Annotated in this window: 17 protein-coding genes and 6 pseudogenes; 10 read left to right on the top strand and 13 right to left on the bottom strand. The window is 58.9% G+C overall.

What is annotated here, in order from left to right; genetic code table 11:
• Positions 1 to 38: 38 nt before the first annotated feature.
• The 5 genes from ACRQ5Q_RS43640 to ggt all read right to left on the bottom strand — a co-directional run bounded on the left by ACRQ5Q_RS43640 (position 39) and on the right by ggt (position 6,593).
• On the bottom strand, positions 39 to 1,172 hold the full coding sequence (locus ACRQ5Q_RS43640) for an adenylate/guanylate cyclase domain-containing protein (protein WP_439400418.1): 1,134 nt from the start codon (positions 1,170 to 1,172) through the stop codon (positions 39 to 41).
• 30 nt (positions 1,173 to 1,202) lie between these two features.
• A complete protein-coding gene (locus tag ACRQ5Q_RS43635) occupies positions 1,203 to 1,568 on the bottom strand; it encodes a response regulator (RefSeq protein ID WP_439400417.1) in 366 nt (121 codons plus the stop codon).
• Between the two features lie 2 nt (positions 1,569 to 1,570).
• Positions 1,571 to 3,019, bottom strand: a complete 1,449-nt coding sequence (locus tag ACRQ5Q_RS43630) for an ATP-binding protein (RefSeq protein ID WP_439400416.1) — start codon at positions 3,017 to 3,019, stop codon at positions 1,571 to 1,573.
• A gap of 124 nt (positions 3,020 to 3,143) precedes the next feature.
• The gene (locus ACRQ5Q_RS43625; RefSeq protein ID WP_439400415.1) at positions 3,144 to 4,157 is read right to left on the bottom strand and encodes an ABC transporter substrate-binding protein; all 1,014 of its coding nucleotides are present in this window, start codon (positions 4,155 to 4,157) and stop codon (positions 3,144 to 3,146) included.
• 699 nt (positions 4,158 to 4,856) lie between these two features.
• The gene (gene ggt, locus ACRQ5Q_RS43620) at positions 4,857 to 6,593 is read right to left on the bottom strand and encodes a gamma-glutamyltransferase (protein ID WP_439400414.1); all 1,737 of its coding nucleotides are present in this window, start codon (positions 6,591 to 6,593) and stop codon (positions 4,857 to 4,859) included.
• Between the two features lie 436 nt (positions 6,594 to 7,029).
• Here ggt and ACRQ5Q_RS43615 point away from each other — a divergent pair.
• Both ACRQ5Q_RS43615 and ACRQ5Q_RS43610 read left to right on the top strand, forming a co-directional pair.
• Positions 7,030 to 7,263 (top strand): annotated as a pseudogene (locus tag ACRQ5Q_RS43615) (hypothetical protein); the annotation flags it as partial.
• A gap of 32 nt (positions 7,264 to 7,295) precedes the next feature.
• Positions 7,296 to 7,756 (top strand): annotated as a pseudogene (locus ACRQ5Q_RS43610) (fumarylacetoacetate hydrolase family protein).
• A 19-nt stretch (positions 7,757 to 7,775) separates the two neighbouring features.
• Here the strand turns inward: ACRQ5Q_RS43610 and ACRQ5Q_RS43605 are convergent.
• Both ACRQ5Q_RS43605 and ACRQ5Q_RS43600 read right to left on the bottom strand, forming a co-directional pair.
• Positions 7,776 to 8,087 carry a hypothetical protein gene (locus ACRQ5Q_RS43605; protein WP_439400413.1) on the bottom strand — a complete coding sequence of 104 codons (312 nt, stop codon included), beginning with the start codon at positions 8,085 to 8,087 and terminating at the stop codon, positions 7,776 to 7,778.
• Between the two features lie 1,161 nt (positions 8,088 to 9,248).
• The gene (locus ACRQ5Q_RS43600) at positions 9,249 to 9,434 is read right to left on the bottom strand and encodes a hypothetical protein (RefSeq protein ID WP_439400412.1); all 186 of its coding nucleotides are present in this window, start codon (positions 9,432 to 9,434) and stop codon (positions 9,249 to 9,251) included.
• Positions 9,435 to 9,494: 60 nt separating this feature from the next.
• Between ACRQ5Q_RS43600 and ACRQ5Q_RS43595 the strand changes: the two genes are divergently transcribed.
• The gene (locus tag ACRQ5Q_RS43595; RefSeq protein WP_439400411.1) at positions 9,495 to 9,863 is read left to right on the top strand and encodes a hypothetical protein; all 369 of its coding nucleotides are present in this window, start codon (positions 9,495 to 9,497) and stop codon (positions 9,861 to 9,863) included.
• A gap of 635 nt (positions 9,864 to 10,498) precedes the next feature.
• Here the strand turns inward: ACRQ5Q_RS43595 and ACRQ5Q_RS43590 are convergent.
• Positions 10,499 to 11,530, bottom strand: coding sequence for an IS110 family transposase (locus ACRQ5Q_RS43590; protein ID WP_439400410.1), 1,032 nt, complete (start codon positions 11,528 to 11,530; stop codon positions 10,499 to 10,501).
• A 547-nt stretch (positions 11,531 to 12,077) separates the two neighbouring features.
• On the opposite strand from ACRQ5Q_RS43590, the pseudogene ACRQ5Q_RS43585 reads away from it, so the two are divergent.
• Positions 12,078 to 13,312: pseudogene (locus ACRQ5Q_RS43585) on the top strand (IS701 family transposase).
• A 49-nt stretch (positions 13,313 to 13,361) separates the two neighbouring features.
• On the opposite strand, the pseudogene ACRQ5Q_RS43580 reads toward ACRQ5Q_RS43585, so the two are convergent.
• The 5 genes and pseudogenes from ACRQ5Q_RS43580 to ACRQ5Q_RS43560 form a co-directional block, all read right to left on the bottom strand.
• Positions 13,362 to 14,122, bottom strand: a pseudogene (locus ACRQ5Q_RS43580) (IS5 family transposase).
• Between the two features lie 325 nt (positions 14,123 to 14,447).
• The gene (locus ACRQ5Q_RS43575; RefSeq protein ID WP_439397461.1) at positions 14,448 to 15,482 is read right to left on the bottom strand and encodes an IS110 family transposase; all 1,035 of its coding nucleotides are present in this window, start codon (positions 15,480 to 15,482) and stop codon (positions 14,448 to 14,450) included.
• 125 nt (positions 15,483 to 15,607) lie between these two features.
• Positions 15,608 to 15,871 (bottom strand): annotated as a pseudogene (locus ACRQ5Q_RS43570) (transposase); the annotation flags it as partial.
• Positions 15,862 to 16,035, bottom strand: a complete 174-nt coding sequence (locus ACRQ5Q_RS43565) for a hypothetical protein (RefSeq protein WP_439400545.1) — start codon at positions 16,033 to 16,035, stop codon at positions 15,862 to 15,864. The pseudogene ACRQ5Q_RS43570 and the gene ACRQ5Q_RS43565, both read right to left, overlap by 10 nt.
• Before the next feature lie 1,379 nt (positions 16,036 to 17,414).
• Positions 17,415 to 17,633, bottom strand: coding sequence for a hypothetical protein (locus tag ACRQ5Q_RS43560; RefSeq protein ID WP_439400409.1), 219 nt, complete (start codon positions 17,631 to 17,633; stop codon positions 17,415 to 17,417).
• Between the two features lie 39 nt (positions 17,634 to 17,672).
• Here ACRQ5Q_RS43560 and ACRQ5Q_RS43555 point away from each other — a divergent pair, with 39 nt between their 5' ends.
• From ACRQ5Q_RS43555 to ACRQ5Q_RS43530, 6 genes and pseudogenes are all read left to right on the top strand, one after another.
• On the top strand, positions 17,673 to 17,969 hold the full coding sequence (locus tag ACRQ5Q_RS43555) for a hypothetical protein (protein ID WP_439400408.1): 297 nt from the start codon (positions 17,673 to 17,675) through the stop codon (positions 17,967 to 17,969).
• An 849-nt stretch (positions 17,970 to 18,818) separates the two neighbouring features.
• Positions 18,819 to 19,004 (top strand): hypothetical protein, encoded by a 186-nt coding sequence (locus ACRQ5Q_RS43550; protein WP_439400407.1) that lies wholly within the window; start codon positions 18,819 to 18,821, stop codon positions 19,002 to 19,004.
• Positions 19,005 to 19,292: 288 nt separating this feature from the next.
• A pseudogene (locus ACRQ5Q_RS43545) lies at positions 19,293 to 19,373 on the top strand (SOS response-associated peptidase); the annotation flags it as partial.
• Positions 19,374 to 19,763: 390 nt separating this feature from the next.
• On the top strand, positions 19,764 to 20,279 hold the full coding sequence (locus ACRQ5Q_RS43540) for an inorganic diphosphatase (RefSeq protein WP_439400406.1): 516 nt from the start codon (positions 19,764 to 19,766) through the stop codon (positions 20,277 to 20,279).
• 203 nt (positions 20,280 to 20,482) lie between these two features.
• Entirely contained in the window at positions 20,483 to 20,869 is a 387-nt protein-coding gene (locus tag ACRQ5Q_RS43535; RefSeq protein ID WP_439400405.1) for a hypothetical protein, read from the top strand.
• 284 nt (positions 20,870 to 21,153) lie between these two features.
• Complete coding sequence (locus tag ACRQ5Q_RS43530; RefSeq protein ID WP_439400404.1) at positions 21,154 to 21,366, top strand: hypothetical protein; 213 nt, start codon at positions 21,154 to 21,156, stop codon at positions 21,364 to 21,366.
• The last annotated feature ends 627 nt before the right edge of the window (positions 21,367 to 21,993 follow it).

The following is a 21,993-nucleotide window of genomic DNA, read 5'->3' as shown; positions in this document are numbered from 1 at the left end:
GGATCCAAGTCTGATGGGTCGCGCAAAATTCCGGACCTCTAGCCGCGCGCTTCGAAGGGACTAGTTATCTCAACAACGTTGTATGCCGCTATCGGACGACGCAACCCCTTGAGCGTCAGTTCACCCACGGGCTCCGCGGTCGCCCTCGCGTCAAGCGCCTCCCGCACCTTACCATCAACGAGAATCTGACCGTCGCACGCCTCCGCGCACAGACGGGCAGCTAGATTCACCACGGTACCGATCGCGCTGTACTCGGAACGTCCCTCAAAACCAATGGGGCCGAGCGTCGCGTATCCATACGCAATGCCGACTCCAAAACCAAGGTCATGTCTTTCACGCCGCCACTTATCCGATAATTCCAATAGGCGGCTTCGCATCGCGACCGCCATGTGGACAGCTCGGTTGCATGGATCTGCACAAGGTATCGGATCGCCGAAGATCACCATGATTCCGTCGCCCAGGAACCTCTCCAAAGTGCCTTCAAACTGGTGCACGAGGGAGCCCAAGGCGGCATGATATTCTTGCATCACCGCCATTACCTCTTCGGGTTCAGCAATCTCTGCGAACGCCGTGAAACCGCGAAGGTCGCCGAAGACTATCGTTACCTGTCTGCGGTGACTCGCCAACGCCTCATGCATCGATGAAGAAAGAATCAACTCCGCTATTTGCGGCGACAGAAACCGCTTCAAACGGCTGACCCGTTCAATTTGCGCAACTTGCTCCTCAACACGCTGCTCGAGCCTTCTATTCCACTCGGCGAGCTCGACGGCCTGGGCTTCAGCTCGATCGTGTAACTCTTTGATTCGGAGCATGGAGCGCACACGCGCAACGAGGGCTGCATGATCGACCGGCTTGGTCAGATACTCGTCGGCACCCGCGTTGAGTCCCGCGACGACATCACCTGGTTCGGTCCGCGCGGTCACCATGATGATTGGAAGAAATCCCAGCGTCTTATCGATCTTCAGTCGCCGGCAGACCTCAAAGCCATCAATCTTCGGCATCATGACGTCGAGGAGGACAACGTCTGGCTCTACTTCATGCACGACCGCGAGCGCCCTCTCGCCGTTTTCAACCTCCACCGTCTGATAACCCTCAGCACCGAGCCGCGCGGCAAGAAGGCAGCGATTCGTTTCGTTGTCATCCACGATCAAGATTTGGGGTGGGACATGCATCTCCGCTCCACATCAGCACGCATTGAAACCTCACGGCAGATATCGATTTATCGTCTCAAGTAGCTTTCGTGCGCTGTAGGGTTTAGCGACATAGGCATCGCAGCCCGCAGCGCGTGCCTTTTGCTCGTCGCCGCTAAGCGCATAGGAGGTGACGACAATGATTGGAATACCGCAAAGATCCGGCTGCGCTTTTATGCGACGTGTCGCCTCGTATCCGTCGAGAAGAGGCAGTTGGATGTCCATCAGGATCAGGTCCGGCCTATGGGTTCGCGCCACCATGAGCGCTCCTTCGCCGTCGTGCGCCTCGATCATTTCATAACCGACGCTTGCAAGCAGATCGCGCAGAATCTGCCGATTGTCCTCTTGATCTTCGACGACAAGTACGCGCTTGCTCATGCCTACACCGCCTGCTGCTCAAGGCGGGCGGGCACCAGAAAAGAGAATCGTGCGCCCTGGCCAACGCGAGATTGGATCCAAATTCGTCCGCCATGCATTTCCACAATGCGCTTTACGATTGCGAGGCCCAACCCCGCGCCCCCCTTCGTCTTGGTGATCGAGTTATCCACCTGTTGGAATTCCTGGAAGATTCTGGCTTGGTCCGCCTCGTCAATGCCCGGTCCTGTGTCCTGAACAGAAAAGACGTAGGAATTTTCCTTCGCTTCCACTTCTATTCGGACCTCTCCCCGGTCTGTGAATTTGATCGCGTTACCAACGAGATTGAATAGGGCCTGAGCGAGCCTGCGTTCGTCTCCTCGCGCGGGCGGCAAGCCAGCCGGAACGACAATTCTCAAACTCAGGTTCTTGTCTGCGGCGAGCGACTCAACGGAGGTATGGACAACGTTTACCAGCTCTTCCACCGAGTAGTCGGCCAGCGAGAGCCGAAGCTGTCCGGCTTCAATCTTGGAGAGGTCGAGGACGTCGTTGATGAGCCCGAGTAGATGTCTGCCGTTCCGTTGGATCCTTTGGATGGCGGGTCGCATCTTCTCTGGCGGATCGCCGTATATGCCGTCCAGCATGAGCTCTGAAAAGCCGAGTACCGCGTTAAGTGGTGTCCGCAATTCATGACTCATGTTTGCGAGGAACTGCGATTTGTGTCGGCTCGCCTCCTCAAGGCTCCGGTAGAGCTGCTGCAGCTCGTCGCAGGTCGAATTAACGTGCGCCGCAAGCTCCCCGAGCTCGTCACTATTGGGCACCTCTATGCGCTGGGCAAAATCGCCGGCGGCTATCCGGTTCAAGCCGTGATGAATAATGCGGATTGGTTCGATCACAGATCGAGAGATCGCATGTCCCAAGACTAGCGTAAGAACAAAACTTGAGAGAGCGACCACAGCGACGAGCATCTGTGATTTGGTATAGGTTTGTCGGCTCGCATCTATGCCGGCCACCATGTCTGCCTCCGCACGGTTGACTAATTGATTAGTCAGTCGTTCGAGCTTGTCCGCGAGGGGTCCAAGCTCCGCGAGTTCTCGCTCTTTGGCCTCAGCCGCTCGTCCGCCGCGGATGAGCTCGGCGATGTTTGAAACGACGGCTATAAAGCGCGCATATTCTTCGCGAACTTGGTTAAGCAGCGCCACCTCGTCCTTTGCTACGAACGAGACGCGATCAAGGTCATACCCAAACTGATTGATCTGCCGCAGCACGACTGCCAACGTCGTTTCATTTGGAAAGGCGAGCGCTGTGGACACGCCATAAAGCTGCCGGAGCGTATTGTGCTGCATCTGCCGGTATGCCTCGATCTTCTGCTGCAGACCAACGACCTGATTCGCCCGCTGATCCGCCTCGCGGAGCGAGAGGAGGCCAATTACCCCAACCGAGACCAAGAGCACCTCGATGGCGAAAAACGCCATCAGCAATTTTGTGCGTAGTGAGGGTCGTAATGCAAAGCGGAGAAGAACGTCCTTTATCGACGCGCCTTCTCCACTTCCTCGCGATCTTGGAGGGAGTGGACGCTGAGTAAGGAACGACGCCGAATCAGCTTCCAAGTTCACGACGAACCTCTTTGAGAAACCGCCAGTCGGCTGCATCCGCGATAATTTTGCCAGGGTTCGATTTCAGCATCTTCGCTTCACGCAGACGAAGCGCGTAAAAGCGGATGGTGTCCTCGGGATCGTATTCGCGCCAGCGGTTGTACGGCACATCCGCGAGCGTCTGAGTCGCATAGTCCTCACGAGGCGTGAACCCCCCGTCCACCATCCGACGCGCAACAAGGGCTGGCGAACTGACGCACAAATCCGTAGCTCGGAGCATCGCGCGAACTACACGTTTGGTTGCAATGGGATTCTTCAGGACGAATTCACGAGTCCCCGCCAACATGCAGCAATAATACTGTGACCATGGGCGATCCTGCGCACTGTTAACAATGACATGACCGATATTCTGCGCACGCAGGCGCTGTGGTTCCGGAGGGAATCCAAGGAACGCGTCAATCTTGCCCTCAGCAAACAACTCGATCGGCTTGGCCGACGCACTCGTCACCCACTCGATATCCTTGGCTGGATCAAGTCCGACAAGCGCCGCCATCGCACTGATGAAAACGTGCGGGCTACTGCCGAGTCCCTGCTGGCCGACAGTTCGCCCCTTCAATTCGGCAACACTGCGTATGCCCTCTTTGGCGAACAGCTCGAAGCAGCCGACATGAACTCCGGCCACAATTGTAATGCTCGCACCTCGATCGATCTCGAGAAGAAGAGGACCAGAAAAATGCAAGGTGAAGTCGATGTCGCCCTTCGCGACTGCTCTGGTTTGCTCTACGCCAGCGTCGGAGTCGACGTAAACCACATTTGTAAACCCCTCGGCATTCAATAGATCGCTGACCACGTACTGAGGTGCGATACAAATGCTTGGGTTTTTCGCAAGCCGAATTGTAGGCGTCTCCGGCGGCGGATTGGACTCTTCGGCCCTCAGTCGAGCTGAGACGCTCCCAAACAGGGCTGCGGAAGCCGCGCAGGCCCCAGCCAGCAGCAAGTCGCGACGGCTTGTATGCATCGGGACCTCCTCGAAAATCGCTGTAGTTGATCAGCCAATTCACGTCGCACCGCGTTGAGGAACGGCCGGTCAGCTCCATCCCTGATGAGTTTCGCAGGGCCTGACTTGATCATTCCAGCTTCGCGGAAACGAAGTGCGTAAAAGCGGATTGTGTCCTCAGGATCGTACTCACGGCGGTTGTACGGCACGTCCGCAAGGGTCTGGACCGCGTAATCCAAGCGAGGCCCGAAACCCCCATCCACCATACGCTTCGCAACGACGGTCGGTTCGCTCACACATAAATCGGTGGCTCGGAGCATGGCGCGCACCACGCGCTTGGTGGCAACAGGATTTCTTCGAACGAATTCGCGATTGCCGGCCAGATGTTCGGGAAAAAGGACCCGCTCTCGATAAAGATATCACTGCTGCGCTACGTCGGATATGGCCGAGTACCTGACGTGTTTACAATAACGGCAACCCTCGGCCGCAATCAATTTTAAACCTCCTCGGGTGTCTAGCCAACATTTACAGCAAAGGCCACCAAATCCAGCGTGCGCCCCGCGTCGTCAGCTGTTCAGCTAAGGAGCAGTGACCGTAACGCAATTTGCGACGATGAAGCGGGTGCTGGTCCCGTTCCATCAGCGACCAACCGTCGGCGTCGCCCTCGGGATCCCGTTGGGCGAAGAACTAATAGGCTTTTGGCGCCATCCAAATTGCCGGTCAATAGCCCGCCGCCAGCCCGCTGTTGCGGCGCGGATCGTTCGCACCGTAGTAGCGATTGTTGCCGACCTGCTTGCCATCAAGCGACGGCGCGCCGAGGATGATGACCGCGAGATGGTTCGCAGGTTGCGGCGGCCCGAATTTGTGGCCCATGCCCTCCAGAATCTTGCGCGTGTCCGGCGACAGCGCGTAGTTCTCGACATTGGTCAGGTCAGGCAGCCACTGCTGGTGGATGCGCGGCATGTCGACGGCTTCCTGCGCGTTCATGCCGTAGTCCATGGCGTTGATCATGGTTTGCAGTACGGCCGTGATGATGCGGCTGCCGCCGGGCGTGCCCACCACCATCACCGGCTTGCCGGCCTTGCTGACGATGGTCGGGCTCATCGAGGAGAGCGGTCGCTTGCCGGGCGCGATGGCGTTGGCCTCACCCTGCACCAGTCCATACAGGTTCGGAACGCCAACCTTGGCGGTGAAGTCATCCATTTCATCATTGAGTAGCACGCCGGTCTTTGCCGCCGTGACCTTGGCGCCGAACCAGTCGTTCAGCGTGTAGGTGACGGACACGGCATTGCCGTCCTTGTCCGCGATTGAATAGTGCGTGGTGTTGCTGCCCTCGTGCGGCGCGACGCCCGGCTTGATGTCCTTGGAGACGCCGGCCTTGTTCGGGTCGATCACGGCGCGGATCTTGGCCGCGTAGGCCTTGTTGAGCAGGCGGTCGAGCGGATTCTTCACGAAGTCGGGATCGCCGAGATAGCTGTTGCGGTCCACGTAGGCGTGCCGCATCGCTTCGATCTGCACGTGCATGGCAGCTGCGGAGTGATAGCCCAGCTCCTTGAGCGGATAGCCTTCCAGGATATTCAGGACTTCGCAGATGATGACGCCGCCCGAGCTCGGCGGCGGCGCTGAAACCACGTGATAGCCGCGATAGTCGCATTCGACAGGTGCGAGCTCACGCGTCTTGTAGCCGTCAAGGTCGTCCTGCGTCAGTAGGCCCTTGTCGGCCTGGCTGGATGCCACGATGGCGCTGGCGACCCAGCCCTTGTAGAAGCCGTCGGTGCCCTTGCTGCTGATCTCGCGCAGGGTCTTCGCCAGCTCGGATTGCACCAGTCTGTCGCCCACGGCGAATGGCTGGCCGTTGTTGAGGAAGATGGCGCTGGATGCCGGATCGTCCTTGAAATCGTCGGTTGCCGTGCGCAGCAGGTCGATGTCGCCCTGATCGAGGACGAATCCCTGTTCGGCGAGCTGGATCGCGGGAGCGAGTAAATCGGCCCGCTTCATGGTGCCGTATTTTTCGCGGGCATATTCCATACCCGAGACGGATCCCGGCACGCCCACAGCCAGATGCCCCTTGGTCGAGATGCCCTTGATGACGTTGCCGTCCTTGTCGAGATACATATTGGCCGTCGCCCCCTTGGGGGCCGTCTCGCGGAAGTCGAGGAAGGTCTTTCGGCCGTCGGCGAGCTGGATCGTCATGAAGCCGCCACCGCCGAGATTGCCGGCTGCCGGATAGACGACGGCAAGGGCATAACCGACGGCCACGGCGGCATCGACGGCATTGCCGCCGCGCTTGAGCACCTCGACGCCCACCTGGGTCGCCAGATGCTGCGCGGACACCACCATGCCGTTTTCCGCGGCGACCGGCGCAACCGACGCCGAGCGCGCCGGGCTGAACGCGACGAGGCTCACCGATACGATGGCGGCGACAGCCCTCGGCAGATTTGTCTGTGATCTCAGCATACCAAGCTCCTCCTCAGGCTGTACCGGTGATGCCGGCGCGTTGCTATCAGCTGGCGCAGCCTCACCTGCGCTCGCTCGCTGGGCCTGGGGTTGGAGGCTCCAGCAGGCGCTGGAAGGGTAGTGCGATAATCTCGATCCAGCCGCCCGACGTTTGCCGTTACCGGCGCTCGCGCGCCACCCTTCGAGTTAGCATCAGACTTAGAGTGCCACCTCCAACCAAATCAACCTGAGGAAACTCCTAGGTCTTAGACGCAAACAGCGCGCGTGCATCTCGCATGACATCATTACCCTGCCAGACCACCTAGTGTCGTTCAAGGCGCGGCTGACACGGTTGTCCAGCATTCCCACTTGTCCGAAGAAACGGGCTGAGTGTTAGTGAAATAACTGAAGTCCTCTCCGCATCTTCAATATCCCGAAAGAAATCCATAGTTTATACCTGACGTTCCATGACCTGCGCGGTTCGGCGGTGATCCGCTTGGCACTTGCTGGATCAACGGTTCCGGCGATCGCGACCTTCACAGGCCACAGTCTGAAGGAAGTCGAGAGCATCCTCGACAAACACGGTCGCGACGTGAGGTTGACAGAAAGCGCCGTCCCCAAGCTAGACGCGATGTTCAAGAACATGGGGTTCCACAATTCAGCGGGACGTTTGTCGCACGAGGGCGTCTAAAAGGCGTCGCCAACGATCTCAGTGCCCGTGACGTGCAGCTGCCACAGACCCAGTTCTTCAAGGGCAAAAGCTACCGCGGTTTCTGCCCGATCGGGCCATGGCTCACCGTGCCGGAACGGGACGAATTTTCCGATCTCGACGACCTCGCGCTCGAGCTCGACGTCAACGCACCGCGCGGCAGCGCGACACCACCGCTAACCTGGTTTTCAAGCCCGCCGAGACAATCTCGGAACTTTCAACCTTCGCCAATATTGCTCCCGGCGATGTGCTCCTGACCGGCACGCCAGGCGGCTGTGCACTGCGGGTGCCGCCGCCTCCAGTGCGTCGGCTGCTTCAGGTTCTGCCAGAACGCGTGCTGTGGAAGCTGTTCCTCAAGGGGCAGGCACGCCGGCCACAATACCTCGGGCCCGGCGATCGAATCGCGGCGCGGATCGGCAGCCGCAACGGCGCTGTTGATCTCGGCGAGCAGGTGACCGAGATCATCGGCTCATGAGCGCTGAATTGGATCTAAACTAGACGGCAGCGCTGCGCATGGCCCGCGTGCGCGGCTTCGCAGCCTTGCCGGGCACTGCATCCTCATGCGCCTGCAGGCGCGCGAGCACGGACCTGACGTGGCGCGCATCAAGACCGATTGCGCGAAGAATTGCTGCGAGCGCTCCCAGACGATGCCGTGATGACAGGCGGCCCTCGGAAATCGCGCCCAGTACCTGGAGCATGATTCCGACAATGATCTCCAAGCTCAGCTCGGCGCTGGAGCTGCCCGTCGGCAGCCGCTTCACATACGCGGTGAGGTCTTCATACAGGTGACGGCGCGCTAAAAACACTATACCGTATAGTGAAGTTCAGCTGGAGATATGGAATACGTTGCATAACGCGTGCGATGACACTGGATCATCTTTATCGCAACGGCAGTGGACGCGCCCACTTGTCGGTCTCGTCTGTTGCCGCGAGCTGTGACATGCCCGTGAAAGGTTTGATCGCAGCCACGATATCGCTGATGTTGACCGCCTCCGCGATCGCTCAATCTTTGCCGCCGCCCCCCCCCGCCTGAGATGCCACCGCACGGACCGATTCTGGAGATGGTCGCGGGAATGGTTATCCAAAAATACAAATCTTCAAGCTGCGAGGACCTGAAGGCAAAGAAGGGGGAGCCGCCAGCAGAGATTGTTGGAGCGGCAGTCGCATTCTTGAGGGATCACGAGCACTCGGCTGCGAGTTCTGACCCGCGCCCGGATGGCGTGGCCGTTGACGTAGATCAACATGCCTCCCGCATCTGAGATCATCGTTGAATCATCCGCAGCTTTCTTCAGATCGAAAGAGACACGCCATGCTGCGAAGAGCGATTTTTGCCCTGTCCGCCAGCGCCATCATCGGCGCCGCCGCGGTTCTGCCACACGCTGCGCTGGCGCAGCTACCGCCGCCACCGCCAGGCCCTCCTCCCGTTGGCCCTGGGCTGGGCGGCCCTCCGCCCGGTCCACTGCCCGGCGGCCTGGGCCCGGCCGGCCCGCTTGGCCGAGCCGGACCTCCTCCCGGCGGGCTGCCTGGTCGCGGCGGTCCACCTGCTTTGCCGCGCGAGGCCGGGCTGCCCAGCAGAGCTGGGCTTGGCAGTTCGCTCAGTCATGGCGCTCCGCGAAGTGCTTATCGCGTTGGTGCTGCAGGATATGGGTCCACGCGCGGCTATCCGGGCTATGGGTATGACCGGCGAGACGGACGCTGGGCAGGATATGGCGCAGCTTATACGGCCGGCGCCGCCGCCGGATATAGCTACGGCAACTCCGAGTATGACAGCTACGGCTGTTACAGAACTTACAGCTCCAGGCGTCACAGCTACGTTACAGTGTGTGACTGACAACCTTGAGGTCCGCAGCCGACTTTAATGCAGGAAACTACTGTGTTGTGTGCCGCCAAAGTTGGGCCTCGGTGCGCACATGCGAGCCAAGCAAGGTCGGCGTCAGAGGACTCGCTCTGGGCTTGCCCTTCAGAGATCACCTGCGCCAATCACTCTTGTTTGCTTGCCTTTTCGCATGAAGCGACATCAAGGCTTCGTACACCTCGTCGTCCTCCAAGGCATCTTCAAACCGGCGCCGCTCAGCTGTCTGCTTCTCATTTTCCGGTGAGACCGAATGCGACCCGATTGCGATCGGCTGTCTCACGGCCGGATTCTTGGTCATCCTGCATTTCTCCGGAATTGATCAATCTAGACAATGTGCCGCCTTAGCAAAGACATGGTGTTGAGCGAAATCAAAGCCCACGCGCACAGGGTAACGTGCACCACCGTGCTGCCGTTCTCAGCTCCTGCTCACCGACCGGATGGCGAGCGGATTTTCCCGAGTGAGCTCGAGTTCTTCCGTCTCGTGGCGGATCACCAGGCGCTCGCGTCGCGCAACGCGTGTCGTGAGCTGCCCGTCGTCCGAGAGCTTCTGGATCACCGCATAATCATCGGGGTAGTTCTGGAAGCCGCCTCCGGCATCGATGGCGCCGGTCACACCGAGACGACGACCGCGCGCGATACGCCGATTACAGCGGCCTGCCTCGTAGCAGGAGAAAAAGCCGTGACGGCCGGTGAGCAGGTCAGCCCGCGCTCCGGCAAGTTCGGCTGAGATGAAGTAGCTATCGCTTTCGTCGTGTCACCTTGTGCGTCTCGCCAGGCTTCGCCTTTTGATTGATCCTGCCCACGTGACGCCGGTGACCAGGGCCCGGGCCCCAGCCGTGGAAAACGCGTACCATTGCGATCTCGCCCGATCCGTCCTTGACTGTACTGAGCACTTCGGCGACCCAGCTTTTCTTGTCGCGTGTGTTTACGAGGCGGAAGTTCCCACCGGGAAGCAATTGCCAGCGGGCGCAACGGCAAAGTTGTCCAGGCGCTTTTTGAGGCGAGAGCGGATCGCACAATTAAAACTGCGCCCCGATCACGCTTGCCGATTGAAGAATTTCTAGGAGGCCGCCTCATGTGTGGATGTATATGGACCCCGCCCGATTGCAACGACCGGCTTGATCAGGATCGACGGTCACAACTGCAGACGTATATCCGGCTTCTTGATGCGGCTGGACCACGTCTCCGCCGCGAGCCTCGATGGTTTTCGCCCGCTTCCACCTCAACGGCCCCGAGACATCGGCGCAAGCCGTGCCGGTCCACACATCAGGTTCGGGAAGCGACGGGGTGACCGTTTCGCCATCTCCTGCCATTTGTTGCAATCGCCGGGTGAGACCTCCTTTCCTTGATTGCAGCTTCGCTTCAGGCCGCCTTCACCGACAGCGCCGGCTCATAAGCTGCGTCGCCTGTGAGCATAGCCCACACGATCCGCGCGTTCTTGTTGGCAAGAGCCACGGCCGCGACATTGGGATGGCGCCGTTGTCGGATTTTGCCGAGCCAGAGGCTTCGCGGATCCCGCTTGCCAGTGGCCCGGCTTAAAGCGGCGCGAGCTCCGTGAATCATCAGCGTCCGCAGGTATCGATCGCCGCGTTTGCTGATGCCGAACAAGCGGGCCCGCCCTCCACTGGATCGCTGCTTCGGCACCAGGCCAAGCCAAGCCGCGAACTGGCGGCCGTTCTTGAAACAGCTTCTATCGCCCACGGCGGCGATCAAGGCTGTTGCTGTCACAGGTCCGATGCCTTCGATTTTGCCGAGCCGCTGGCACTGCTCATTCGTACGGAAGATTTCCCTTATCCGCCGGTCATAGGCTGCAACGCGGGTATCAAGTTCGGACAACTCCTCTTGCAATTCCCTCATGAGCGCTCGGAGCATCTCGCTGAGGCCGTCATTGATGTTCCCTACGATGACAGCGAGGCCGCGCCGCAGCTGCGCTATGTCACGGGTAATGACAATGCCATGCTCGGACAGAAGACCGCGAATCTGGTTAGCGAGCCTGACCCGGTCGGCGACCAGGCGTCGGCGAATGCGGTGGACAGCCTGTACCGCCAGCTGATCGGTTGATTTCGGTGGCACGAAGCGCATGGACGGACGGCCGACCGCTTCGCAGATGGCTTCCGCATCGTTCTGGTCGTTCTTGTTTGACTTGACGTATGGTGTCACGAACTGAGGGCTGATCAGTCGGACCTGATGGCCAAGCGCCGTGAGTACGCGAGCCCAATAGTGTGCCCCGTTGGAAGCCTCCATGCCCACTAGGCAGGCCGGTAAATTGGCGAAAAAGCCGGCCACCGCATCGCGACGCAACCTCTTTCGCACAACGACTTTCCCGTGGTTGTCGACGCCGTGAACTTCGAAGACATACTTCGCTAGATCTAGACCTATCCGAACGACCTGCATGATATCCTCCTTCACTGCAGTTGACGCTCGAGATTCCACCGCGGCGAGCTTGCAAGAATTTTTTGCGTGATGAGCAGTGGTCGCTTGCAGTCATGTGTCCGGCCTTTCTTCGCGGTCGTACATAACCGCTGGCCTTGATGGATTCCGCGGATCGAGGCCTTATCAGTTGGCCGGGTTCGAACGCCACTGAGGCGGTCAGGTTTCTCTCGATCCGTCGGGTGACCGACTGTGCCATCACGTGTTTTCACTCTCGCGAGCTGGCGGTACGCCCTCAGAGGTCAGGCCGCCAATGTCGCATTTCAGTAGGTTTCCTGTCTGCTCATAATCGCCCAAGCTACACGTGCCGTTTTATTGGCCAACTGCGGCAACTAGCACTACTTTGGCAGATTGTTGGATTTGGGCTCTTTATTAGGATTCCCGAATCGATTTTTCAATGCTTCATGGGTGGTCGGCTCTTGGAGGGCTGACCATGGCGGAATGGGAAGACGAACTCGAACGCTGGCTGAAGCCGTTCCTGGACCGGTTGGGTCATAAGACCCGGCAGCGGATGTGTCCCCTGTACGTTGCGGGATTGATCGGCCCGGGCGATCGCAAGAGCGTTCAGCCAATGGCAGAACGCCTTGCAACCGGCAACTACGATCAGCTGCACCATTTCATCGCCGACGGTGTCTGGGACGCATCACCGCTGGAATCTGAGCTGCTCAACCAGGCGGATCGGCTTGTCGGCGGCAAGGATGCGGTATTAGTCATTGATGACACCGCAATGCCGAAAAAGGGCGAACGCTCGGTTGGTGTCGCGGCTCAATATGCGTCCTCTCTTGGCAAAACGGCAAATTGCCAAACGCTGGTGTCGCTGACCCTTGCGCGCGGCGAAGTGCCCGTGATGGTCGCATTGCGTCTCTTTCTGCCCGAGAGTTGGACAGGCAATGTGTCTCGTTTGATGCGTGCTCGGGTGCCGATCGAACACCGAACGGCAAGATCCAAGCCGAAATCGCTTTGGCTGAGGTTGATCGAGCGATGGCAGCCAACGTGCGCTTTGGATGTGTGCTGGCGGATGTAGGATACGGGCTCAGCGCACCATTTCGACAAGGGCTAACAGAACGCGGATTGGCCTGGGCCGTCGGCATCCCTCGGCACCTCAAGGTGTATCCGGTTGATGTGAAGCTCATTTGGCCGATTACCAGAGTCCGCGGGAAACCACGAAAGCACCACGTGCCGGATATCTTATCGATTGCGGCAGAACACATGCTGGCGAGCGCCAAATGGAAAACCGTGAGTTGGCGCAGCGGGACGAAAGGTCGGCTGAAAGCCCGATTTGCTGCTCTCCGTGTCCGCACCGCCGACGGCCCTCCGCAGCGAATCTGGGATAAGGGTCAGCAGCATCTCCCGGGCGACGAAGCTTGGCTCATTGGCGAGCAGCGTGCCTCAGGGGAGAAGAAATACTATCTCGCCAACCTCCCTGCGGCGACGGATCTGCGCACACTGGCCGCCACCATCAAGGCACGATGGATTTGTGAGCAGGCGCATCAGCAGTCGAAGGAGGAGCTTGGGCTTGATCACTTCGAAGGGCGATCATGGCAGGGTCTTCATCGCCACGCCCTGTTGACAATGATTGCCTACGCCTTCTTGCAGCACCGTCGCCTCGCACATGCGGGACGGAAAAAAAAGAATCAATGGGCCTCCGCCTCAACCAACCATGCCCGCCGTACGCCACGCCATCGTCGATCTCATTCTCCGGCCGCCATCGCAGCGATGCCCGCACTGCAGAAGACGAATCCGTGAAAAACCACAGCACAAACCAAATCTGCCAAAGTAGTGCTAGGGCTCGGACTCAATTGCTCCAATAGGCAACGATGGCGGCGAGATGGACGGCAGCCAAGAAGTTCCTGGCTAGTTTGTCGTAGCGAGTTGCGACACGCCTGAAATCCTTGAGGCGGCAGAAACAGCGCTCGATAACGTTGCGCCCCTTGTAGGCGCGTTTGCTGAAGCTGTGGAGAGTGACCCTGTTGGATTTGTTTGGAATGACGGGCTTGGCACCACGATCGACGATTTCGGCTCGAAAGCCGTCGCCGTCGTACCCTTTGTCGCCAATGAGGGCAGACATGGGTGGCGCGAGTTCCAAAAGGGCTGGCGCTGCGGCAATATCAGCGTCCTGGCCTGGAGTGAGATGAAATGCGCAAGGTCTGCAGTCAGGGTCGCTCAGCGCGTGGATTTTCGTGGTCCGCCCGCCGCGCGAGCGGCCGATCGCTTGTTCATGCTCCCCCCTTTTCCGCCGCTCGCCGAGCGATGCGCTTTGATCGTGGTGGAGTCGATGGACAAAGTCACGCCGTCTTTGCCGCAGCGGGCGAGCGCTTCAAAGATCGCCCGCCAATGTCCGCGCTTGGCCCAGCGATTGAAACGATTGTAGATCGTCGTGTACGGACCATAGTCGGGCGGGCAATCGCGCCAGCGTGCGCCGCACTGAAGCATGTGAATGATACCGCTGATGACGCGTCGATCGTCATCGCGCACCGGTCCGGTCTGGTTCGTTGGCAGATGCGGCTCTATCAGAGCCCATTGCTTGTCGTTGAGCCAGAACAGTCCTTTGCGCATCGAAGTCCCCCGCGTGGAATCAACCCGCTGCGAGGGAATCACAGTTCGCTAATTAGGTACAGACCCTTCTGTAATGGGCCCGATGATGTCAAGCCTCCCGAGTGAACGCCACGCCGCCGAGCTCATGCTTCTGTTCGTGGTCGACGCCTGGCCGCCACATCATGCTGTCAGAGGGAGCGGTAGAGCCTATCTAGATACGCGTGGTTCGTCGGACGACGGCCACTGGGTGTGTAACGGCTTCACCGCATCCACCGTCCCGGCGACGGGACTTCGGGCACCGGGCTTCAGTTCATCCCGGTTGCGTTCTCGATCTCCTCCACGTCTTCTATGCTGCGATTGAGCCCGCTTCGGCCCATCGGTAAGTCGTGCCATCGACCCAGATCCGATGCAGGATCACTGCGAGCTTGCGTGCCAAGGCGACCTTTGCGCGCTTCGAGCCTCTCCGCTTGGCGACGTCCATCCCCCAGCGTTTGAGTTTTGAGAACCGCGTGATGCGCGATAACAGAACGTTGGCGGCTTCATACAAGGCCGTCCGCACCGTCTCATCGCCGGCCAGCGTGATTCCGCCCGTGACGTCCTTTTCTCCCGATTGATATTTCTTTGGCGTGAGCCCGAACAGCGCGCCTGCTGCCTTTGACTTTACAATGCGATGAGGATCATCAATCGCCGATTTGTAGGTGATGGCCACCAGGGGGCCAACGCCTGGTACTGTCATAAGCCGGCGGCAGACTGCATCATCACGCACAATTGCCAGCACAGCCTTGTGTAGTCTTCCGTATTCTGCCTTCAGGGCCGATCGTGCCGAAAGCATCGCACCAGCAATGCGCTCCAATGTCGCCTGGCCTGCAACCAACTCTCGAATCCGCGCTTCAAAATTCCTTCGCGTCACCGGGCCAACCTTCAGACCGAAGCCGCGCAAAATCCCTCGGATACTTAATTCTACATCGATCAGCCGCCCGAGAAGCTGTTTGCGTGCGATCAGGAGTGCCCGGATCTCTTGCGCATCAACCGACTTTGCGTGTACCTGCCGAAACCATCCCATCCGGATCAACTGGGCGATCCCGCGGGCATCCTTGCGATCCGTCTTGACCGTCATTGCAGATAATGCGGCCTTCACGTGCCGCGTTTCCAGCAGAACTGTTTCAAATCCTGCACCTTTCAGGCCTGCATGCAGCCATTGCGACAGCGGCCCAGCCTCCAGCCCGATCCGCTTCACTGCAAAGCCGAGCGTCTCAAAAAAGTCAACTAAGGCGTCGGGTTCGCTTGCGACCTTCGCTTCCTTCAGGATCTTACCCTGGGCGTCCACAACACACACGCTCGACAGTTCCAATGACACGTCGATTCCGGCATAATTCTCCACGGCTGTCCTCCGTCTCCAGATGCTTGGGGCCGACTCAAGTCGTGACCCCGTTTCATCATCTATCGGGGGACAGCCACCATCATGACCCCTTGCTCCGGAGCCGGGCCCATTACCGCATCTAGTCTTGGCTTTCGACTGAGCAAGGAGCTTAGCCAAGGGTCGGTCTTGGCTTGTTTCGAACAGAGCAGCACGGTGTGAGCGCTATTAACGAGCAGGCGGCGGAGATAACAGTCACCTCGTTTGCTAATCCCGCCCAGACGCGCTTTACCACCAGTGGAGTTTTGTCGCGGCACCAACCCAAGCCAAGCGGCGAAGTCTCTGCCGCTGCAGATCCCTGGATCGCTAACAGTTGCTGCAATGGCGGTGGCGATGATCGGCCCTATCCCCGGATGGTGGCCAGTCGTTGGCTGACTGGGTTGTCCTTGTGCCATGCTAGAAGAACTTGGCCTCGTCGCAGCCGCTTGCGCATGACTACGCTGCCCGCCTCATCGACCGCATGCACCTGGAAAACGTTCTTTGCCAGATCAAGACCGATTGCTGTAATATTGCCCATGGATGGCTCCCGTTACTGGTGATCTTCGACGACCACCATTATGGCACTCGATGCCGCGAGAGGGGGCCATCCACCCCATCAGTTGGCGTGCGGCATCCAGACCGGCTCAACTCTAGTGCCTTGGTCTGCGCGCTCCCAAAGCGGCGGCCTCTAGCGCGGCGTCGATCGTCGTAAACAGCATTTTCTCGGGCTTGGGAGCAGATACCTTGGTGATGAGCCACATGCTACTAGTGCAGCCCGCACATTCATAAAGCTTTAGCTCAACGCCTTCAGCCACGGGAAAAAGCGCCCTTAGCACTCTAGGTTGGCAGCAACTTATGCATCCCGCTTCGCCGTGCACGCCCGCCTCCATAGAAGCATTCCTGCCTCCAACAAGAAGCCAGAGTCTGGTGTCGAAGGCAACGGCAGGGAGTGGAATATTGGGAGGCGTGTTAAAGCGGCCACAGGGACGCACGGCCTGCCGATTTCCGACAGTCATCAGTATTCGACCGGTGGTGCAGCCGGCATCATCGAAACCTACTGTGCTGGACGATGACGCGGGACAATCCACCCACGCTACTTTGCAAGGAGTGCAGGCGTCCTATGGATTATCTCGCGACACTTCCTAAGATTGCAAATCTACCAGCCGTATACGCTTTTCGATGTTTTCCGTGCCGAAGGGTCGACACCATCACCATCAGCGAAAGTCAGTCCTAAAAAGGGCCGCGTCAGTTGGCACGTGCGCCAATCAATGTAGCCTGTCCGCGCTGGTCCTATAAGCGATCAATGGCGGCGTTTGAGCCAGCCCCCAAGCGTTGCCAGATCGCTAGGGAGGCCGCCCCATCTGGCGGCCTCTTTCGTTGACGAATTCACGAGCTGAGGTGGCCTGCCGCGCTCGAAATCCGGCCTGACATCAGATCCCCGGCTTCCGCATGCGCCGCAGGCGAACCGCGGCTCGATATCAGACAGGCGGACCTCATCCGGCCAGCGATCGGCTCTCAGTGCAACGTGGTGGCCGCAGTGACAGTAGACCAGGACGCCGCGCAACCCATCTCGCGCAACTCGCCGAATGTGACCTTGCGCGGGCGGCCATCCGCATGCGTGGGCGTGTGGTGTCGGGCATGCCGCCAATGATCGCTCCGATCACATGCAGAGAGAAGCCGCTATCGGTTGGCCTGAAGGCCGGTCGAACCCGCCACGCATCGGTCAACCCTGACAAAGGGCCGTTGCTTGCCTTGCCATCCGGCTTGGCCCGTTTCGTGCTTTGCCCAGTCCGGGAAGGGATAGGGGGCGCGGACAAATGATAACTGAGCACTTGTTGGTCTGGGCTGCGCTGCTGGGCGTAGTTGCCTTCCTGGCCTTCTACTCGACGGGGCACAGGCGCGGGTAGTCCGGCCGCGCTAAGGCCGCCTGTCTTTAGCCTTCGATTCCAGCCCGATCTGGACCAGCCGACGAATCGCCTCTGCACGCGATGGCTGATCTGCTTGCTTTCGGCGCCATGCATCGATGGCCTTCAGGAATTCCTCAGACGCTCGCATCTGGAAAGGACGATCCTGAATCTTTCCCGGGAGGATCGACATGAGTTCTTTGGTCGATTTCTCAGGCCCCGACACTTTCATTCGCGAGCTCACAAAGTTCGAAAGGCTCGGTGCGAATATGTGGGCGGCAACGCCGCGGCCGGCATCAAGGACATCCGCCGCAAAAAGGGCCTACCCGACGCAAACAGGCAATGGGCTGACGAGGAACGGGTGCTCGAGGCCCCACCGGCGCACATGAAGCCGGCCTTAGCTCTGATGATGTACATCGGCCTGGGCCCAAAAGATGCGCTCACGCTACCGCGGAACTTCTACAAGGGCGGCGAAATCTCGACCCGCCGCTCCAAGACCGGGGAGCCGGTTTTCTGGCCCTGCCCTGCCCAGCTCGCCGCTATACTCCTAGCGCCGTCACCCTGGTAGCCAACTCCAAGGGCCTGCCGTGGACGCTGAGCGGCTATCGGGCGTCCTGGCGGCCAATCAGGGTCAAGCTCGAGAGGGCCGGCCAAGTGGGCCCAGACTTGACGCTGTACGGACTCCGGAAGACGGTTGCAGTGATCCTGCGTGAGATCGGCTGCGATGAACGCACCATTGCCGATGCGCTCGGACAGAGGACGGTCGAGATGGCTCGCCACTACCGAAGGGCGCCGACCTCAAGCCGAAGATGCGCGGTGTGGTGCGGGTCCTCGACGCCGAACTGCACAAACGCGGAACGAAAATTGTCAAACCTGGCGACTGAAAGTGTCAAACCGGACTGAAACGGGAAAGGATTATCTGATTTATATGAGCAATAACAGCAGTTTAACTGGCAGGAGTGGCAGGGCTCGAACCTGCAACCACCGGTTTTAGAGTGAGGTACAATCCATCCTCCCCTTTTTGTTCTAATCCCGAGATGTCCTTGTTTCTTGGGCCTTTCTCGCTTTCATGTCCCTGATCATCCCGATCCGTTTTTTCCGGTTCCGTCTGATTTACTTACATTGGGTTGCAAATGGTTGCATGATGTCCTGTACTTATCTCCCAAGAACCTAGCCCTCTGACGAATTCCCTCCTCGATCTTCCCCAAAGCCGATCCGTGTTCGACATCGAATGGCACACCGCCGGCACTATGCGCTTGACGCTGTGCATCGGCCGGTACGCCCTAAAGTTTGCCCGAGGACAGCGCGGCCGCGATGCTGACCCGCGCGAACGCATCGAATGGACGAGGGCAACGCCTGAAAGACGCGAGATGCTTTGCCCGATCGTTGGAGCTGCGCTCGTTTGGCCTTGGATGTCATGAGACGTGCCATTCCACTAACTCGCGAAGACCAGCTCGATGGTCTTGATACGGGCGACTTCCCAGATTGGGATTGCGTGCCGGGAGGCCCGCGCGAGCCGGTCGAATACAAGGAGACCGATTGGGGTTATCTCGACGGGCGTCTCGTCTCACTCGATTATGCCGGCTGGAGCCGGCCCGATTGACACCCCGGCGGCCGGTCAATTTTCGTCTGTCCTAGGGGTAGTAAACGGTTTGTTCCAAGTTGTACTACAGTATTGAGCCGATTAGCGCTGGCGAACCCTCAAAATGCCGGATGTAAACCCAGAGATACTGCGTTGGGCTCGGGAGACAGCGGGCCTGTCGCCCAGTCGCGCCGCCGTCGCTCTTGGTATCAGAGACAGCCGAAAAGCGCGTGCAACGGAGCGCTTAGCCGCTCTCGAAGACGGTAGTGAAAGTCCATCTCGAGCTCTGCTGGCAAGAATGGCGGAGAAATGCCGTCATCGTCGAAAGCATTGATGGACGCGACCAAGAAGCGAGCCGAGAAACTGCAGGCCAAGGGCAAGACCGTCGATGAAGGAATTGCTCCGGGGACGGCGCGTTGCAAATCGTCGCGCGCGGCGTGAAGGAAGACGCTGCGCCGGCGCCTTAGTCCACAGGTCGCCCGGAACACGTGGACAAGCCCCGCCTCTGCACTTTGAGAATCCGTGCTAACCGCCCGGAACGAGCAGGCGGGCGGAAGGATTCTTCCAGGAGGAGCGATCTCGATGCCGATGACTAACTAGAACCGGCCCGACCCATGCCCGCGAGCCCGCGGTGGAGCTCGCCCGCAAAGACGCGCCCAAGTCCTGCGCCAAACGGTCAATGCCGGTCATGAGCAGGTCGGAGGTGCACGCTACGCGGCCTACAGCAACCTCCGTCGGCCGTGCGAGTTTCTTTACGTGTGCGGCAAAAGGACACGTGCGATGAGCAAATTGCTAAAACTACCGACATGGGCCGACGATGAACATGTATTCGCGGTTGTGGAAACTCCCCGCGGAAGCACCTGCAAGCTTGATCTCGATACCGAGCTCGGCTTCTTCACGTTAGCCAAACCTCTAATGGCCGGTCTTAGCTATCCCTATGATTGGGGCTTTATCCCCTCAACGAAAGCTCCAGATGGCGATCCACTCGACGTGCTGATCATTCATGACGCTCAGACTTACCCGGGGGTGGTGCTCAGATGCAAACCTGTCGGTGTTCTCGAGTTGGAGCAGAAGAGTGACGGCAAGAGGGAGCGCAACGATCGAGTGTTCGACGTGCCGGACCGTGCACCGCTTGAGACAGATTTGACGGACATTCGCCATCTGCCCTCGCGAGCATGCGATGAGCTGGAAAAATTTTTCCGAGCCACCAATGCTCTAGAGGACAAGGAACTGAAATTCCTCGGTTGGCGAGGTCCAAAGCACGCAAGGAAGGCCATCGAACGTGTGGCCCTATAGCGATGCCGACGTCCTGTGGCTTGTCGAATTGCCAAGCTATACTGCGCGGGTGGTAGACATCGCAGTATCATCCTGCTGATATCCATTCCTTGAGGGTAGTCTTTTGCGTTTTGCCCAACCAGCGGAAGAGTCCACTGACAATGTTCAATTGGTTCATCCCAGATCGCCGAAGGACACGGCAGGATCGAAGAGAGCTCCAGGCAATGGCTCGCCGACTCCTGCAGAGCTACCTTAGGTCGGATGACGAGGAAAAGCGGCGCTACTATCAGGTTATCGCCGGTGCCGCGGCAGCGTGCCAAGGCGATGTCTCCGATCCGACCCTGGGAAACGAGATGCTCGCCAGGCAGAGCGCAGAGATAGCCACCAAAGTCGTGAAGTCACGTCTTCGACAAGGAACGGATGAGCTCGATCACTCAGCCGTCCTGATTACAGATGCTTATGCCACCGTGGCCATCGCCTACCGCCGTGCTGCCGCGGTCTACACAGCTGATGAGGAAATGAAGCGTCTGGGAACCGCAGCGGTGCATCTAGTCACTATAGCGAATTCATATATGAACGCACAAACGGGGCAAGCGAAGACGGAACTCTAAGAGGTGCTCTGCCCCGCCGTGTGCGCTCCTCGAAGTAACCGCTGGGCAACCCTTTCTCCTAAGCTGCTCGTAAGTCCTCCTCTCTACAGTCTCCAAAAGAAGAAAGGGAATCGCATGTCGATCGGCTTTCGAATCTTGGTCCTTGTGTGCTTTGCTTACGCCGGCTGGGAGACCGCAAGCTTCCCGTCTGGAGACCTTCAGAGTCCTGGCAAAACGGGTATCGAATCGGTTAGCCAAGAATGACGAAATCAATACTTCACATCGAAGGACGACAAGGACGCCCAGTGCAGCGTGCCGATCTCGCACCTACCGTCGGTTATGCGATCGTGGTCGACGGGCACTTCAAGATTGAATTCGTTGACGAGGGCGCCGCCACGAAAGCGGCGGCAGAGCTGTTGCGCAAATATCCGATGCTCAAGATCGAGGTATACGACGCATCATCGAAGTCACGAGCTTTGGTGAGATCACCTGCTTCTGCATTGCAGCAGCAACGATAACCATGTTTGCGCTTTCAATCTATTTTTAGCGATCTGCAAACCAACCGGTCTCAAGGTCGTCCCTACTCGAAGAAGTTCCAATTGAGCTGCCGGGCCACTCGGGCAGGCTTGGATTTCTCAATCCCCCAACCTCGTGACAAATACAATCGACGTAGCCTTTCCTAATACTCCTGGATCATCTGGACCGATGAGCCCATGTTGCGGGCGACATCGAAATGTAGGCCATTTGCAGTGCACATGGGCATGACAACGATCGGGCTAACCATCCCGTGTCAAGCGACGTCCGGATTTAACCCCGCATATTTCCCATGTCGCCCGACATCCCGGCGATGTTGTCAGCTCTGCGCATTGAATCGACACACAAGCCTTAATCTCCTAGCCGCGTTGCAAACGTGCCGGCGGTTCCTCGCTTTCCGTAGTACTCTTGGATGATTTCGACTGAAGTGCCCATGTTCTTCGGCAGCTTGTCGAACGAAGCGTAGTAATCTCGACGCGACAGAATGAATTCCCGCATCACCTTGCCGTTGACGCCTTCGATGGCAATCTGTCCAGCATAGCCTCCCCACTTGAGATAGCGCGGAACGGCGCGATGAACCCCCGTGGGTCGGTCAAAATCCCCCGGGTATG

It is taken from the genome of Bradyrhizobium sp. PMVTL-01 (assembly GCF_051861855.1).
GTDB lineage: Bacteria > Pseudomonadota > Alphaproteobacteria > Rhizobiales > Xanthobacteraceae > Bradyrhizobium.
The sequence above is the reverse complement of the archived record's forward strand: the minus strand, read 5'-3'. Positions and strand labels throughout refer to the sequence as shown.